At 64.9% G+C, this 14,829-nt stretch carries 14 protein-coding genes; 12 read left to right on the forward strand and 2 right to left on the reverse strand.

Features of this window, described 5'->3' with window-relative positions; all coding sequences use genetic code 11:
- The first annotated feature begins 14 nt into the window (after positions 1 to 14).
- Positions 15 to 650: an arylesterase gene (locus tag AC1RQP_RS15025; protein ID WP_492937868.1), complete on the forward strand. Its 636-nt coding sequence runs from the start codon at positions 15 to 17 to the stop codon at positions 648 to 650.
- 172 nt (positions 651 to 822) lie between these two features.
- Positions 823 to 1,359, forward strand: a complete 537-nt coding sequence (gene thpR, locus AC1RQP_RS15030; protein WP_239628919.1) for an RNA 2',3'-cyclic phosphodiesterase — start codon at positions 823 to 825, stop codon at positions 1,357 to 1,359.
- 22 nt (positions 1,360 to 1,381) lie between these two features.
- Here thpR and AC1RQP_RS15035 read toward each other — a convergent pair whose 3' ends face one another.
- Positions 1,382 to 1,786, reverse strand: coding sequence for a type II toxin-antitoxin system VapC family toxin (locus AC1RQP_RS15035; RefSeq protein ID WP_492937528.1), 405 nt, complete (start codon positions 1,784 to 1,786; stop codon positions 1,382 to 1,384).
- Complete coding sequence (locus AC1RQP_RS15040) at positions 1,786 to 2,040, reverse strand: type II toxin-antitoxin system VapB family antitoxin (RefSeq protein WP_492937529.1); 255 nt, start codon at positions 2,038 to 2,040, stop codon at positions 1,786 to 1,788. Before AC1RQP_RS15040 ends, AC1RQP_RS15035 begins: the two co-directional genes overlap by 1 nt.
- A gap of 176 nt (positions 2,041 to 2,216) precedes the next feature.
- Between AC1RQP_RS15040 and zapE the strand changes: the two genes are divergently transcribed.
- The 10 genes from zapE (at position 2,217) to AC1RQP_RS15090 (ending at position 14,776) form a co-directional block, all read left to right on the forward strand.
- Positions 2,217 to 3,404, forward strand: coding sequence for a cell division protein ZapE (zapE, locus tag AC1RQP_RS15045; RefSeq protein ID WP_492937530.1), 1,188 nt, complete (start codon positions 2,217 to 2,219; stop codon positions 3,402 to 3,404).
- Positions 3,405 to 3,655: 251 nt separating this feature from the next.
- Positions 3,656 to 4,624 carry a malate dehydrogenase gene (gene mdh, locus AC1RQP_RS15050; protein ID WP_492937531.1) on the forward strand — a complete coding sequence of 323 codons (969 nt, stop codon included), beginning with the start codon at positions 3,656 to 3,658 and terminating at the stop codon, positions 4,622 to 4,624.
- A gap of 202 nt (positions 4,625 to 4,826) precedes the next feature.
- Complete coding sequence (gene sucC / locus AC1RQP_RS15055) at positions 4,827 to 6,023, forward strand: ADP-forming succinate--CoA ligase subunit beta (protein WP_492937532.1); 1,197 nt, start codon at positions 4,827 to 4,829, stop codon at positions 6,021 to 6,023.
- A gap of 4 nt (positions 6,024 to 6,027) precedes the next feature.
- A complete protein-coding gene (locus AC1RQP_RS15060) occupies positions 6,028 to 6,507 on the forward strand; it encodes a DUF1579 domain-containing protein (RefSeq protein ID WP_239628933.1) in 480 nt (159 codons plus the stop codon).
- Between the two features lie 33 nt (positions 6,508 to 6,540).
- Entirely contained in the window at positions 6,541 to 7,425 is an 885-nt protein-coding gene (sucD, locus tag AC1RQP_RS15065) for a succinate--CoA ligase subunit alpha (protein WP_492937533.1), read from the forward strand.
- A 137-nt stretch (positions 7,426 to 7,562) separates the two neighbouring features.
- Positions 7,563 to 10,520, forward strand: coding sequence for a 2-oxoglutarate dehydrogenase E1 component (locus AC1RQP_RS15070; RefSeq protein ID WP_239628934.1), 2,958 nt, complete (start codon positions 7,563 to 7,565; stop codon positions 10,518 to 10,520).
- 172 nt (positions 10,521 to 10,692) lie between these two features.
- Complete coding sequence (odhB, locus tag AC1RQP_RS15075) at positions 10,693 to 11,937, forward strand: 2-oxoglutarate dehydrogenase complex dihydrolipoyllysine-residue succinyltransferase (RefSeq protein ID WP_370117555.1); 1,245 nt, start codon at positions 10,693 to 10,695, stop codon at positions 11,935 to 11,937.
- 66 nt (positions 11,938 to 12,003) lie between these two features.
- Positions 12,004 to 12,753, forward strand: a complete 750-nt coding sequence (locus AC1RQP_RS15080) for an SDR family oxidoreductase (protein WP_492937534.1) — start codon at positions 12,004 to 12,006, stop codon at positions 12,751 to 12,753.
- A 57-nt stretch (positions 12,754 to 12,810) separates the two neighbouring features.
- Positions 12,811 to 14,211, forward strand: a complete 1,401-nt coding sequence (lpdA, locus tag AC1RQP_RS15085; RefSeq protein WP_239628938.1) for a dihydrolipoyl dehydrogenase — start codon at positions 12,811 to 12,813, stop codon at positions 14,209 to 14,211.
- 34 nt (positions 14,212 to 14,245) lie between these two features.
- Entirely contained in the window at positions 14,246 to 14,776 is a 531-nt protein-coding gene (locus AC1RQP_RS15090) for a hypothetical protein (RefSeq protein ID WP_239628940.1), read from the forward strand.
- Positions 14,777 to 14,829 lie beyond the last annotated feature (53 nt).

Consider the following 14,829-nt stretch of genomic DNA (forward strand, 5'->3'; position numbering starts at 1 on the left):
GTTACGGTTTGTTCATGCACATAGCCGTGTTGATGCTCGCTTTGATGACGATCGCGCCCCCCGCCTGGGCGGACGCCGCAAAGCCGATCAGGCTCGTCGTTCTCGGCGATTCCCTCAGCGCCGGTCTCGGCCTCCCGGCCCAGGAGGCGTTCCCCCAGAAGCTCAAAAAAGCGTTGCAGGCCAAAGGCATAGACGTCGACACGATCAATGCCGGGGTGTCCGGCGACACCTCCTCCGGCGGCCGCGACCGGCTCGACTGGTCGGTGCCCGATGGAACCGATGGCGTCATCGTCGAGCTCGGCGCCAACGATGCGTTGCGCGGCATCGATCCCGACCTGACGCGGGCCGCGCTGACCGACATCATCCAGCGGCTCAAGGCGCGCAAGATCGCGGTGATGCTCTGCGGCATGCTGGCGCCGCCGAACTACGGCGCCGACTATGCCGCGCGCTTCAATTCGATTTATCCGGATCTGGCGAAAAAATTCGACGTGCCGCTCTACCCGTTCTTCCTCGAAGGCGTGGCGGCCGACGCCAAGCTCAACCAGGCCGACGGCATTCATCCGACTGCGGCCGGAGTCGACATCATCGTCGGCAACATCATGCCCACCGTGGAGGCATTCCTTGGCACGATAGCTGAGCAACGGCGTTGAAATGCAGGCAGCGCTAACCCTAATTCCCAGGGTTTTACGGAGGTGAGGCGCGGCATGCTTCGCAGAGTCACACAACTGCGATAGGAATCAGGGTACCGGTGATTCGTCGCCGGCTCTAATTTGGATATGATCCTGCTCAGGGATCGTACCCAAGCATCGGGAGTGCGAAACGATGCCGCGTTTGTTCACGGGTCTGGAAATTCCGGCCGAGATCGGCCAGTCGCTTTCCAACTTGAGGGGCGGCCTCCCCGGCGCCCGCTGGATCGATCCCGAAAATTATCACGTCACCTTGCGCTTCATCGGCGACATCGACGGCGTCTCCGCGAACGAGATCGCCTCGATGCTGTTTCGCGTCGACCGCAAGCCGTTCGAGGTGAAGGTGCAGGGCCTCACGAGCTTTGGCGGCCGCAAGCCGAGGGCAGTCGTCGCGACGATCGCGCCGAGCAAGCCGCTGATGGAATTGCAGGCCGAGCTCGAGCGGATGATGCAGCGGATCGGCCTCGATCCGGAGGGACGCAAGTTCACACCGCACGTCACGCTGGCCCGGCTGTACGACGCCTCCGACCGCGACGTCGCCGACTATCTCTCGCTGCGCGGCTACTTCCCGAGCAAGGCGTTCATGGCGGAGCGCTTCGTGCTGTTCTCGTCCCGCGCCTCCACCGGCGGCGGGCCGTATGTCGTCGAGGACGCCTACGAGCTGTGTGCGTGAGAGGGGCCTCGCCCCGCGCGCGCTATCGGAGCGGCGCCGCGACCGGTCGGCTGACATCGGTCTTCGCGAAGTCCTCGCCTTTGAACAGCAATGGTTCGCTGCGGGTCATGGCCAGCGCGTAAGAAAGGCAATCACCGTAGTTGAGCGATGCGGTGTGACGCCCCTTCCCGTAACGCCGCCAGGCGCGCCGTGCCGCATCGGCTTGAAAGGCATCTACTGCCACGATCTCTGCGCCGATCTTGACGAGCCAGAGATCGAACTCGCGCCCGCCGGCGTCACCGAGCCGCGTTTCGATCACCATCGTTGCTTCGAGCACGGTTGCGGCAGAGATCAGGCGGATTGGATCGTCCGCGATCAGTCGCTCCATACTGGCTGCATCGGCTTGATTGAACGCAATGGCCACGATCGCAGATGTGTCGATCACCATCAGCGTGGCAATCCATGCTCGTCATATCCGAGAATTTCCTCAGGCGTGCGGTCGTCGGCCACGGGCATTTCGCTCCAGCGTCGCCTGATCTCGGCCATGTCCTCCAGCAATGCGTCCCTGCGATTTTGACCGCCGAGCCTGCGCAATCGCTCCTCGATGGCGCGCTTGGTTGCGGCCGTGATGGTCTCGCCCGTCAATTGCGCCAGGCTTCGCGCCAATTGCTCTGTTTCGGGGTCCTTGATGCTCAGGGCCATTTCGAGGTTCCTTGGTTCCTTAATAGGTATATTCTAGCCCGGGTCAGCGCAACAACAGACTAGGCCCCGAGCTGAGCGTCGCGGCATCAACGCGCGTTCTGCTCGCCGAGGACGGCGCATGCCCGGTGTGCCAATACGCAGTTGCAATTTCCGCCGGTCTCTGGCGGTAAAGGGCCATGCTCTCGACTCCCAGTTCCCCCTTCAGCGACGCATACCAGGCCCAGGTCGCCTCCGGCGCGATCGAGCCCGATGCCGCGCAGGCCGAGGTCGCCGAGGCCTATGCGGCGCTCGACCAGCGGCTCGCCACTTACAAGCCGCAGCGCAAGCAGGGCCTGCTCAGCCGCCTGTTCAGCAGCAATGACAAGGAGGACGTGCCGCGCGGGCTCTACATCCACGGCGAGGTCGGCCGCGGCAAGACCATGCTGATGGACCTGTTCTTCCAGCACAGTACCGTCGAGCACAAGCGGCGCGCGCACTTCCACGAATTCATGGCGGATGTGCATGAGCGCATCTACGACTTTCGCCAGAGCATCGCGCGCGGCGATATCGCCGACGGCGACGTCATCGCGCTGACCGCGAACGCGATCTTCGAGGAGAGCTGGCTGCTCTGCTTCGACGAATTCCACGTCACCGACATCGCGGACGCGATGATCCTGGGGCGCCTGTTCGCCAAGCTGTTCGAGCTCGGCACCGTGGTGGTCGCGACCTCCAACGTCGCGCCTGATGATCTCTACAAGGGCGGCCTGAACCGCTCGCTGTTCCTGCCCTTCATCAAGCAGATCACCGACCACATGGACGTCGCGCGGCTCGACGCGCGGACCGACTTCCGGCTGGAGAAACTTCAGGGCGTGCCGATGTGGCTGACGCCGGCGGATGGCGATGCGGACGCCGCGCTCGACCGCGCTTGGAAGCGGATGTCAGGCGGCGCCAAATGCAGGTCGCGCGACATTTCGATCAAGGGACGCATCCTGCATGTGCCGTGCTCGGCCCATGGCGTGGCGCGGTTCTCGTTCGCCGACCTCTGCGAGAAGCCGTTAGGCGCATCCGACTACCTCAGGCTGGCGCACGACTATCACACCATCCTGGTCGACCATATTCCAGTGATGGACCTCTCTCAGCGCAACGCCGCCAAGCGATTCATCACGCTGATCGACGCGCTCTATGACAACGCCGTGAAGCTGATGGCCTCGGCCGACGCCAATCCGATCTCGCTCTACCTCGCTACCGAGGGTAACGAGGCCAACGAGTTCAAGCGGACCGCCTCGCGCCTGATCGAAATGAGCTCGGAAACCTATCTGGCGCTGCCTCACGGCCGCAAGGATTCCACCGCGAGCGGCTCGACCAAGGGCCTGGTGGAGACTTAAGTCCTATTTGCCACCGCTGTCATTCCGGGGCGCGCGGAGCGCGAGCCCGGAATCCATCGGTCCGTCGACTCCGCCGCCCGATGGATTCCGGGCCTGCGCCCGGCGGCGCATCCCGGAATGACGAGGATGTGGCTGGCGCCTCTCTCGGCAAGCCCGACAATTGGGCATTCGGCGACTTGAACGGGGGAGACGAAAGGGATAACCACCCGTCTCAGTTTTCCCCTCCTTACGTGTCTAAAGGACAGGTTCACATGGCGCGCGACAAGATTGCTTTGATTGGCTCCGGTCAGATCGGCGGAACGCTGGCTCATCTCATCGGCCTGAAAGAGCTGGGCGACGTGGTGATGTTCGACATCGCCGAGGGCGTGCCGCAGGGCAAGGCGCTCGACATCGCGCAGTCCTCGCCGGTCGACGGCTTCGACGCGCACTACAGCGGCGCGAATTCCTACGAGGCGCTCGACAACGCCAAGGTCTGCATCGTGACCGCCGGCGTGCCGCGCAAGCCGGGCATGAGCCGCGACGACCTCCTCTCCATCAACCTCAAGGTCATGGAGCAGGTCGGCGCCGGCATCAAGAAGTACGCGCCCGACGCTTTCGTCATCTGCATCACCAACCCGCTCGACGCCATGGTCTGGGCGCTGCAGAAGGCCTCGGGCCTGCCGCACAAGAAGGTCGTCGGCATGGCCGGCGTGCTGGATTCGGCCCGCTTCCGCTACTTCCTGGCGGACGAGTTCAACGTCTCGGTCGAGGACGTCACCGCCTTCGTGCTCGGCGGCCATGGCGACACCATGGTGCCGCTGGTGAAGTACTCCACCGTCGCCGGCATCCCGCTGCCCGACCTCGTCAAGATGGGCTGGACCTCGCAGGCGCGCCTCGACGAGATCGTCGACCGCACCCGCAACGGCGGCGCCGAGATCGTCAACCTGCTCAAGACCGGCTCGGCCTTCTATGCCCCGGCCGCGTCCGCGATCGCGATGGCCGAGAGCTATCTGAAGGACAAGAAGCGCGTGCTGCCCTGCGCCGCCTATCTCAACGGCGAGTACAGCGTGAAGGACATGTATGTCGGCGTCCCCGTCGTGATCGGCTCCAAGGGCGTCGAGCGCGTGGTCGAGATCGAACTCGCCGGCAAGGACCGCGAGGCCTTCGACAAGTCGGTCGGCGCCGTACGGGGCCTGGTCGATGCCTGCAAGAAGATCGCCCCCGATCTTCTCGGCCGCTAAGCCGCAAGCAATACCCCGCCGAAGATCGAAACCCGGTCTTCGGCGGTTTCACTTCCGGAGCCCGTGACCGGGCGGGTTCCGGCGCAGTCCAGATCTCGAAGTCAAAGAATCCAGGTTGCAGTTCCTGTGGTATATGGTATGCCAGCCACAAGACTGAGGTGGGCCCATGAGGTCACCGCCCGCGGGTTCAGGGAGCGACCATATGAATATCCATGAATATCAGGCCAAAGCGCTGCTGGGTGAGTTCGGTGTGCCGATCTCCAAGGGCGTCCCGGTCCTCAAAGCCGCCGACGCCGAAGCTGCTGCCAAGGCGCTGCCTGGCCCGGTCTGGGTGGTGAAGAGCCAGATCCATGCCGGCGGCCGCGGCAAGGGCAAGTTCAAGGAAGCCTCTGCCGGCGACAAGGGCGGCGTCCGCATCGCCAAGTCGGCGGCCGAGGTCTCCGAATTCGCCAAGCAGATGCTGGGTGCGACGCTCGTGACCGTGCAGACCGGCCCGGCCGGCAAGCAGGTCAACCGCCTCTACATCGAGGACGGCTCCGACATCGACAAGGAGTTCTACCTCTCCATCCTGGTCGACCGCGAGACCTCGCGCGTCTCGTTCGTCGTGTCGACCGAAGGCGGCGTCAACATCGAGGACGTCGCGCACAATACGCCCGAGAAGATCGTGACCTTCTCGGTCGATCCCGCCACCGGCATCATGGGCCATCACGGCCGCACCGTCGCCAACGCGCTGAAGCTCTCCGGCGATCTCGCCAAGCAGGCCGAGAAGCTCACCGCGCAGCTCTACGCCGCCTTCGTCGCCAAGGACATGTCGATGCTGGAGATCAACCCGCTGGTGGTGACCAAGCAGGGCCAGCTCCGCGTGCTCGACGCCAAGGTGTCGTTCGACGACAACGCGCTGTTCCGTCACCCCGAGGTGCTCGCGCTGCGCGACGAGACCGAGGAAGACGCCAAGGAAATCGAGGCGTCCAAGTACGACCTCAACTACGTCACCCTCGACGGCAACATCGGCTGCATGGTCAACGGCGCCGGTCTTGCCATGGCGACGATGGACATCATCAAGCTCTACGGCATGTCGCCGGCGAACTTCCTCGACGTCGGCGGCAGCGCCAGCAAGGAGAAGGTCGCAGCCGCCTTCAAGATCATCACCGCCGATCCCAACGTGAAGGGCATCCTGGTCAACATCTTCGGCGGCATCATGAAGTGCGACGTGATCGCCGAGGGCGTCACGGCGGCGGTTCGTGAAGTCGGCCTCAACGTGCCGCTGGTGGTTCGCCTCGAAGGCACCAATGTCGAGCTCGGCAAGAAGATCATCGATGAATCCGGACTGAACGTCGTTGCGGGCGACAATCTCGACGATTCCGCGCAGAAGATCGTGAAGGCCGTCAAGGGAGGCTAAGGCCATGGCCCAGGACCATCTCGCCGCACCATCTCCGCTTCCCGAGCACGCGCGTCTCGCCGCGTTCGCCGGCGAATGGAATGGCGAAGAGGTGGTCTTCCCGTCGCGCTGGACGGAAGGCGGGCCGGCGACCTCTCGCGTCGTCGCCCGCATGGACCTCAACGGGTTCTACCTGATCCAGGATTCGGCTCAGATGCGCGACGGCAAGCAGGTCTTCGCCACTCACGGCATCTTCACCTACGATCCCGACGACCGGACCTACAAATTGTTCTGGTACGACTCGCTCGGCTACACGCCGCCCTCGCCCGCTTCGGGCGGGTGGGTCGGCAAGACCCTGACGCTGGTGCGCGGCTCGCTCCGCGGCAATGCGCGCCACGTCTACGAGATCATCGACGACGATTCCTATTCGTTGAAGATCCAGTTCTCGCCGGACGCGGAAGGCTGGGCCGACGTGCTCACCGGCGTCTACCGCCGCATCCACTGACCTCTCACTCGTTAGTTCGCGAAAGCAGACCTCATGTCCATCCTGATCGACAAGAACACCAAGGTCATCTGCCAGGGCTTTACCGGCAAGAACGGCACCTTCCACTCGGAGGCTGCGATTGCCTACGGCACCAAGATGGTCGGCGGCACCTCGCCGGGCAAAGGCGGCTCGACGCATCTGGGTCTGCCGGTGTTCGACACCGTGCGCGAGGCGCGTGAGAAGACCGGCGCCGACGCCTCGGTGATCTACGTGCCGCCGCCGGGCGCGGCGGATGCGATCTGCGAAGCCATCGACGCCGAGATCCCGCTGATCGTCTGCATCACCGAGGGCATTCCTGTTCTCGACATGGTGCGGGTGAAGCGTTCGCTGGCCGGCTCCAAGTCGCGCCTGATCGGGCCGAACTGCCCGGGCGTCATGACCGCCGGCGAGTGCAAGATCGGCATCATGCCGGCCAATATCTTCAAGACGGGCTCCGTGGGCATCGTCTCCCGCTCGGGCACGCTCACTTACGAAGCCGTGTTCCAGACCTCCCAGGAAGGCCTCGGCCAGACCACGGCGGTCGGCATCGGCGGCGACCCGGTCAAGGGCACCGAGTTCATCGACGTCTTGGAGATGCTGCTCGCCGACCCCAAGACCGAATCGATCATCATGATCGGCGAGATCGGCGGTTCCGCCGAGGAGGACGCCGCCCAGTTCCTCAAGGACGAGTCCAAGCGCGGTCGCAAGAAGCCGATGGTCGGTTTCATCGCCGGTGTCACCGCCCCTCCCGGCCGCCGCATGGGGCATGCCGGTGCGATCATCTCGGGCGGCAAGGGCGATGCCGGTTCCAAGACCGAAGCGATGAAATCGGCTGGGATTACAGTGTCCCCGTCGCCCGCCCGCCTCGGCCACACGCTTGCCGAAAAGTTGAAAGGCTAATTCACTCTTTCGTGCTTTTCCGGGCGAAGTTTCGCAGCAAATAGGGTAAAGGGTGCCTGTCGCGCCGAGCCTCTGCCGGGGAGCTCGGCGCCAGCGCCGTTTGTTATGCGCGAACCGAAATCGCCAGGAACTCCAGTATGTCTCGCCAGGACGCGAACGCAGCCTTTGCCTTGTCTTCCTTTTTGCAGGGCACCAACGCCACCTACATCGACGAAATCTACGCCCGCTACGAGAAGGACCCGTCCTCGGTCGATGCCGAGTGGCAGGAGTTCTTCAAGAGCCTCAACGACCAGCCCTCTGACGTCCGGAAGAACGCCCAGGGTCCGTCCTGGGAGCGCGCCAACTGGCCGCTGACGCCGAAGGACGATCTGACCTCGGCGCTCGACGGCAACTGGGCCGAAGTCGAGAAGGCGGTCGGCACCAAGATCGCCGCCAAGGCGCAGGCAAAGGGCGCCGACATCTCCTCCGCCGACATCCTCCAGGCCACGCGCGACTCCGTCCGCGCCCTGATGCTGATCCGCTCCTACCGCATGCGCGGCCATTTCCATGCCAAGCTCGACCCGCTCGGCATCGAAGCGCCGCGCAACCGCGAGGAGCTCGATCCGCGCACCTACGGCTTCACCGAGGCCGATTACGATCGCAAGATCTTCCTCGATCACGTGCTCGGCCTCGAATACGGCAGCTTGCGCGAGATCACCGCGATCTGCGAGCGCACCTACTGTCAGACGCTCGGCGTCGAGTTCATGCATATCAGCAATGCCGCGCAGAAGGCCTGGATCCAGGAGCGCATCGAGGGACCCGACAAGGAGATCTCGTTCACCCGCGAAGGCCGCAGAGCCATCCTGATGAAGCTGATCGAAGCCGAAGGCTTCGAGAAGTTTTGCGACACCAAGTTCACCGGCACCAAGCGCTTTGGCCTCGACGGCGGCGAATCGCTGATCCCGGCGCTGGAGCAGATCATCAAGCGCGGCGGCAATCTCGGCGTGAAGGAGATCGTGCTGGGCATGCCGCATCGCGGCCGCCTCAACGTGCTGACCCAGGTGATGGGCAAGGCACACCGCGCGCTGTTCCACGAATTCAAGGGCGGCTCGGCCAATCCCGACGCGGTCGAGGGCTCCGGCGACGTCAAATATCACCTCGGCGCCTCCTCGGACCGCGAGTTCGACGGCAACCGGATCCATCTGTCGCTGACCGCCAACCCCTCGCATCTCGAGATCGTCGATCCCGTCGTGCTCGGCAAGGTGCGTGCGAAGCAGGACCAGCACGGCGATCCGCCGGACATGCGTATCTCCGTCATGCCGCTCCTGATGCATGGCGACGCCGCGTTCGCCGGCCAGGGCGTGGTGGCGGAGTGCTTCGGCCTGTCGGACCTGAAGGGCTACCGCACCGGCGGCTCGGTGCACTTCATCGTTAACAACCAGATCGGCTTCACCACCTATCCGCGCTACTCGCGCTCCTCGCCCTATCCGTCGGACGTGGCGAAGATGATCGACGCGCCGATCTTCCACGTCAACGGCGACGATCCGGAAGCCGTCGTGTTCGCGGCCAAGGTCGCGACCGAGTTCCGGCAGAAATTCCACAAGCCCGTCGTCATCGACATGTGGTGCTATCGCCGCTACGGCCACAACGAGGGCGACGAGCCGGCCTTCACCCAGCCGGTGATGTACAAGCGGATCGCGGCCCATCCCTCGACCCTCACGCTCTACTCCAAGCGCCTGATCGCCGAAGGCGTGGTCACCGAGGGCGAGGTCGACAAGCTGAAGGCCGACTGGCGCGCCCGGCTCGATGCCGAGTTCGAGGCCGGCACCTCCTACAAGCCGAACAAGGCCGACTGGCTCGACGGCAAGTGGTCCGGCTTCAAGATCGCCGACCAGGAAGAGGACGCGCGTCGCGGCGTCACCGGCGTCGACCTTCCGATCCTGAAGGACATCGGCCGCAAGATCACCAAGGTGCCGGACGGTTTTCGCGTCCACCGCACCATCCAGCGCTTCCTCGACAACCGCGCCAAGGCGATCGACACCGGTGCCGGCATCGACTGGGCGACCGGCGAAGCGCTGGCGTTCTGCACGCTGCTCCAGGAAAACCACCATGTCCGTCTGTCCGGACAGGATTCGGAGCGCGGCACCTTCTCGCAGCGCCACTCGGTCCTGATCGACCAGGAGGACGAGAGCCGCTACACGCCGTTCAACCATCTCGGCAGCCAGCAGGGCCATTACGAGGTCATCAACTCGCTGCTGTCGGAAGAGGCCGTGCTCGGCTTCGAATACGGCTATTCGCTCGCCGAGCCGAACACGCTGACGCTCTGGGAAGCCCAGTTCGGCGACTTCGCCAACGGCGCGCAGGTCGTGTTCGACCAGTTCATCTCCTCGGGCGAGCGCAAATGGCTGCGCATGTCCGGTCTCGTCTGCCTCCTGCCGCACGGCTATGAGGGCCAGGGACCGGAACACTCCTCGGCGCGCCTCGAACGTTTCCTGCAGATGTGCGCGGAAGACAACATGCAGGTGGTCTACCCGACCACACCGGCGAACTACTTCCACGCGCTGCGCCGCCAGCTGCACCGCGAGATCCGCAAGCCGCTGATCATGATGACGCCGAAGTCGCTGCTGCGTCACAAGCGGGCGGTGTCGCGTCTCGAAGAGCTGGCGAAGGGAACGACCTTCCACCGCATCCTGTACGATGACGCCCAGATGCTGCCGAGCGAGGCGATCAAGCTCGTTCCGGACGAGAAGATCCGCCGCATCGTGCTCTGCTCCGGCAAGGTCTATTACGACCTCTACGAGGAGCGCGAGAAGCGCGGCATCGATGACATCTATCTGATGCGCATCGAGCAGCTCTATCCTGTGCCGCTGAAGGCGCTGGTGGCCGAGCTCTCGCGCTTCAAGAAGGCCGAAGTGGTGTGGTGCCAGGAAGAGCCCCGCAACATGGGTGCCTGGCACTTCATCGAGCCCTATCTGGAATGGGTGCTGAACCAGGTGAACGGCGTGAGCCGGCGTCCGCGTTATGTCGGCCGCGCCGCTTCCGCCGCGACCGCCACGGGTCTGATGTCCAAGCATCAGGCGCAGCTGAAGGCGTTCCTGGACGAAGCACTGAGCTAGGCAATTTCAAACTGAGTCATGCCCCGCGAAGGCGGGGCATCCAGTACTCCGCGGCATTCGTTCTGCTCATCGACGTCACGGCGTACTGGATCGCCCGCCCCCGTGCGCAAGCGCGCACAAGGCGGGCGATGACACATGAATTCAAGACCGCGATCTCCTTAAGGAAAAGACCATGACTGAAATTCGTGTGCCGACGCTCGGCGAATCCGTCACCGAGGCCACCATCGGCCGCTGGTTCAAGAAGGCCGGCGATCCCGTCGCCGTCGACGAGCCCCTGGTGGAGCTCGAGACCGACAAGGTCACCATCGAAGTCCCGGCGCCCTCCGCGGGCACGCTGAGCGAGATCATCGCCGCCGACGGCGCGACTGTCGCCGTCGGTGCGCTGCTCGGCCAGATCACCGAGGGGGCCGGTGCTGCCAAGCCCGCCGCCGCTCCCGCCAAGCCGGCCGCGGCTCCGGCTCCGGCCGCTGCGGCTCCGGCTGCTGCCGCCGCTGCGCCGAAGGCGCCGCCGGCCGATGCGCCGCTCGCCCCGTCCGTGCGCAAGCTGTCGGCCGAGACCGGCATCGACGCCTCGACCGTGCCGGGCTCCGGCAAGGACGGTCGCGTCACCAAGGGCGACATGCTGGCTGCGATCGAGCGCGCCGCCTCGGCGCCGACCCCGGTCAACCAGCCCGCCGCCGCCGTGCAGGTTCGCGCGCCGTCGCCGGCCGATGACGCAGCCCGCGAAGAGCGCGTCAAGATGACCCGCCTGCGCCAGACCATCGCGCGCCGCCTCAAGGACGTGCAGAACACCGCGGCCATGCTCACGACCTTCAACGAGGTCGACATGACCAACGTCATGGCGCTGCGCGCGCACTACAAGGACGCGTTCGAGAAGAAGCACGGCGCCAAGCTCGGCTTCATGGGCTTCTTCACCAAGGCCGTCGTGCAGGCGCTGAAGGACATCCCGGCGGTCAACGCCGAGATCGACGGCACCGACCTGATCTACAAGAACTACTACCACATCGGCGTCGCCGTCGGCACCGACAAGGGCCTCGTCGTGCCCGTGGTGCGCGATTGCGACCACAAGTCGATCTCCGACATCGAGAAGAGCATCGCCGATTTCGGCCGCCGCGCCCGTGACGGCCAGCTCAAGATCGACGAGATGCAGGGCGGCACCTTCACCATCACCAATGGCGGCATCTACGGCTCGCTGATGTCGACCCCGATCCTGAACGCGCCGCAGTCCGGCATCCTCGGCATGCACAAGATCCAGGAGCGCCCGATGGTCGTCGGCGGCAAGATCGAGGTTCGCCCGATGATGTACCTGGCGCTGTCCTACGATCACCGCGTCATCGACGGCAAGGAAGCCGTCACCTTCCTGGTCCGCGTCAAGGAGAGCCTGGAAGATCCGGCGCGCCTGGTGCTCGATCTCTGATCCCTGTTGCTCTGCGAGCGCCGTCGCGATCAGCGCGGCGGCGCGTGTCGAACCATGGAGGTGCGCATGACGGATAAGGTCGTTGTCATCACCGGCGGCAGCCGCGGCATTGGGCGGGCGACCGCGATCGCGGCGGCCGCGCGCGGCTATCGCGTCGTGGTCGGCTATGCCAGCAACAAGAAGGCGGCCGACGAGGTCGTCGCTCAGATCGAGGCCGCCAACGGCAAGGCCATCGCGGTGAAATGCGATGTCGCCGAAGAAAACGACATCCTCGCCCTGTTCAAGGAAGCTGACGAGCTGGGCACGCTTGGCGCGCTCGTCAACAACGGCGGCATCGTCGGCAAGAGCGGCGTGCGCGTGGACGAAATGTCGGCCGAGCGCATCCAGCGCGTGATGGCGGTGAACGTGACCGGCTCCATCCTCTGCGCGCGCGAAGCCATCAAGCGGATGTCGACCAGGCACGGCGGCGAGGGCGGCGTGATCGTCAACCTCTCGTCCGTCGCTGCCAGGCTCGGCGCCCCCAACACCTATGTCGATTACGCCGCGTCCAAGGGCGCGGTGGATTCCTTCACCGTCGGCCTCGGCTACGAGGTCGCGGGCGAAGGCATCCGCGTCGCCGCCATCCGTCCCGGCCTGATCGACACCGAGATCCACGCGGCCGGCGGCGAGCCGGACCGCGCCCATCGCCTGGCCCATATGGTGCCGATGAAGCGCGTCGGCACCGCCGAGGAAATCGCCAATGCCATCGTCTGGCTGATGTCGGACGAGGCCTCCTACGTCACCTCAGCCATTCTCGATGTGTCCGGCGGACGCTGACGCACCGGCGGACGCTGACACATCCTCATCACGCCAAACTTCACGGGACTTTCACTCATGGCTACCTACGATCTCGTCGTCATCGGCACCGGACCGGGCGGTTACGTCTGCGCGGTGCGCGCAGCCCAGCTCGGCATGAAAGTCGCCGTGGTCGAAAAGAACGCCACGCTCGGCGGCACCTGCCTGAACGTCGGCTGCATGCCGTCGAAGGCGCTGCTGCACGCCTCCGAAATGTTCGAGGAAGCCGGCCATTCCTTCGCCAAGATGGGCGTGGCGGTCTCGTCGCCGAAGCTCGATCTGCCCGCGATGATGAACTTCAAGCAGCAGGGCATCGACGGCAACGTCAAGGGCGTCGAGTTCCTGATGAAGAAGAACAAGATCGACGTGCTCAAGGGCACCGGCAAGATCCTAGGCACCGGCAAGGTCGAGGTCTCCGCCGACGGCAAGTCGCAAGTCATCGAAGCGAAGAACATCGTCATCGCCACCGGCTCCGACATCGCGCGTCTGAAGGGCATCGAGATCGACGAGAAGCGCATCGTGTCGTCCACCGGCGCGCTGTCGCTGGACAAGGTCCCCGGCAAGCTGCTGATCGTGGGTGCCGGCGTGATCGGCCTCGAGCTCGGCTCGGTCTGGCACCGTCTCGGCGCCGAAGTCGTCGTCGTCGAATTCCTCGACCGCATCCTGCCCGGCATGGACGGCGAGATCGCCAAGCAATTCCAGCGCATCCTCGAGAAGCAGGGCTTTGCGTTCAAGCTGGGGGCCAAGGTCACCGCGGTCGACACTTCGGGCAAGACGCTGAAGGCGACGATCGAGCCCGCTGCCGGCGGCGCTGCCGAGACGCTGGAAGCCGACGTCGTGCTCGTCTGCATCGGCCGCGTGCCCTACACCGACGGTCTCGGTCTGAAGGAGGCCGGCGTCGCGCTCGACGCGCGCGGCCGCGTGCAGATTGATCCGCATTTCGCCACCAGCCTGAAGGGCGTCTATGCCATCGGCGACGTCGTCGCGGGCCCGATGCTCGCGCACAAGGCCGAGGACGAGGGCGTTGCAGTCGCCGAGATCATCGCCGGCCAAGCCGGCCACGTGAACTACGACGTCATTCCGGGCGTCGTGTATACCACGCCGGAAGTGTCCTCCGTCGGCAAGACCGAGGAGGAACTGAAGCAGGCGGGCGTCGGTTACACCGTCGGAAAGTTTCCGTTCACCGCCAATGGCCGCTCCAAGGTCAACCAGACCACTGACGGCTTTGTGAAGATTCTCGCAGATGCGAAGACCGATCGCGTGCTCGGCGTTCACATCATCGGCCGCGAAGCCGGCGAAATGATCCATGAAGCCTGCGTTCTCATGGAATTCGGCGGCAGTGCCGAGGACCTCGCGCGCACCTGCCACGCCCATCCGACCCGCTCGGAGGCCGTCAAGGAAGCCGCGCTTGCGGTCGGCAAGCGGGCCATCCATATGTAGGCACGCGCCCAGCACCGAATCGGGCGGGAAACACATGCTGCGCCGCCTCCTTCAACCGGTCTGGGTCCTGCTTGCGATCATCTTCCTGATCGAAGCCTGGCTGTGGGACCATCTCGAGCCGATCGTTGCCAGGGTCGTCGCAGCCATCCCGCTCGCGCGGTTCAAGCATTGGCTGACGGAGCGCGTCAATGCGCTGTCGCCGGCCATGACGCTGATCGTGTTCGCGGTCCCCATCGTCCCGCTGTTCCCGCTCAAGCTGGTCGGCTTGTGGCTGCTCGCGCACGAATATTGGACCAGCGCGGTCTTCATGATCGTGTTCGCAAAGCTGGTCGGCGTCGGCGTCACCGCCTTCGTGTTCGACGTGACGCGCCACAAGCTCCTGGAGATGCACTGGTTCGAGCGGATCTACGATCTGGTGCTGAAGGTGCGCGCCAAGGCCGCCGAACTGGTCGATCCGATCAAGCGCCGCATCCGCGAGCTGATCGCCGGCAACGGGCAGGGGTGGTCCGTCCGCACGCTTCGCCTGATTCAGCGCTTCCGCAAGAGCGTGCACGAAGCGCGGTGAGCGCCGGCACAATCATTCTCTCACCGTCACCCTGAGGTGGCCGCTTCTTCAGC

This window comes from Bradyrhizobium sp. GW821-FHT13H06, assembly GCF_058803975.1.

Coding starts and splice junctions, on each gene's coding strand:
- AC1RQP_RS15040 (WP_492937529.1), bottom strand. CDS start 2,040: ATGGCCCTGAGCATCAAGGACCCCGAAACAGAGCAATTGGCGCGAAGC.
- mdh (WP_492937531.1), top strand. CDS start 3,656: ATGGCGCGCGACAAGATTGCTTTGATTGGCTCCGGTCAGATCGGCGGA.
- AC1RQP_RS15090 (WP_239628940.1), top strand. CDS start 14,246: ATGCTGCGCCGCCTCCTTCAACCGGTCTGGGTCCTGCTTGCGATCATC.
- sucC (WP_492937532.1), top strand. CDS start 4,827: ATGAATATCCATGAATATCAGGCCAAAGCGCTGCTGGGTGAGTTCGGT.
- sucD (WP_492937533.1), top strand. CDS start 6,541: ATGTCCATCCTGATCGACAAGAACACCAAGGTCATCTGCCAGGGCTTT.
- AC1RQP_RS15080 (WP_492937534.1), top strand. CDS start 12,004: ATGACGGATAAGGTCGTTGTCATCACCGGCGGCAGCCGCGGCATTGGG.
- AC1RQP_RS15070 (WP_239628934.1), top strand. CDS start 7,563: ATGTCTCGCCAGGACGCGAACGCAGCCTTTGCCTTGTCTTCCTTTTTG.
- AC1RQP_RS15035 (WP_492937528.1), bottom strand. CDS start 1,786: ATGGTGATCGACACATCTGCGATCGTGGCCATTGCGTTCAATCAAGCC.
- zapE (WP_492937530.1), top strand. CDS start 2,217: ATGCTCTCGACTCCCAGTTCCCCCTTCAGCGACGCATACCAGGCCCAG.
- odhB (WP_370117555.1), top strand. CDS start 10,693: ATGACTGAAATTCGTGTGCCGACGCTCGGCGAATCCGTCACCGAGGCC.
- thpR (WP_239628919.1), top strand. CDS start 823: ATGCCGCGTTTGTTCACGGGTCTGGAAATTCCGGCCGAGATCGGCCAG.
- lpdA (WP_239628938.1), top strand. CDS start 12,811: ATGGCTACCTACGATCTCGTCGTCATCGGCACCGGACCGGGCGGTTAC.
- AC1RQP_RS15025 (WP_492937868.1), top strand. CDS start 15: ATGCACATAGCCGTGTTGATGCTCGCTTTGATGACGATCGCGCCCCCC.
- AC1RQP_RS15060 (WP_239628933.1), top strand. CDS start 6,028: ATGGCCCAGGACCATCTCGCCGCACCATCTCCGCTTCCCGAGCACGCG.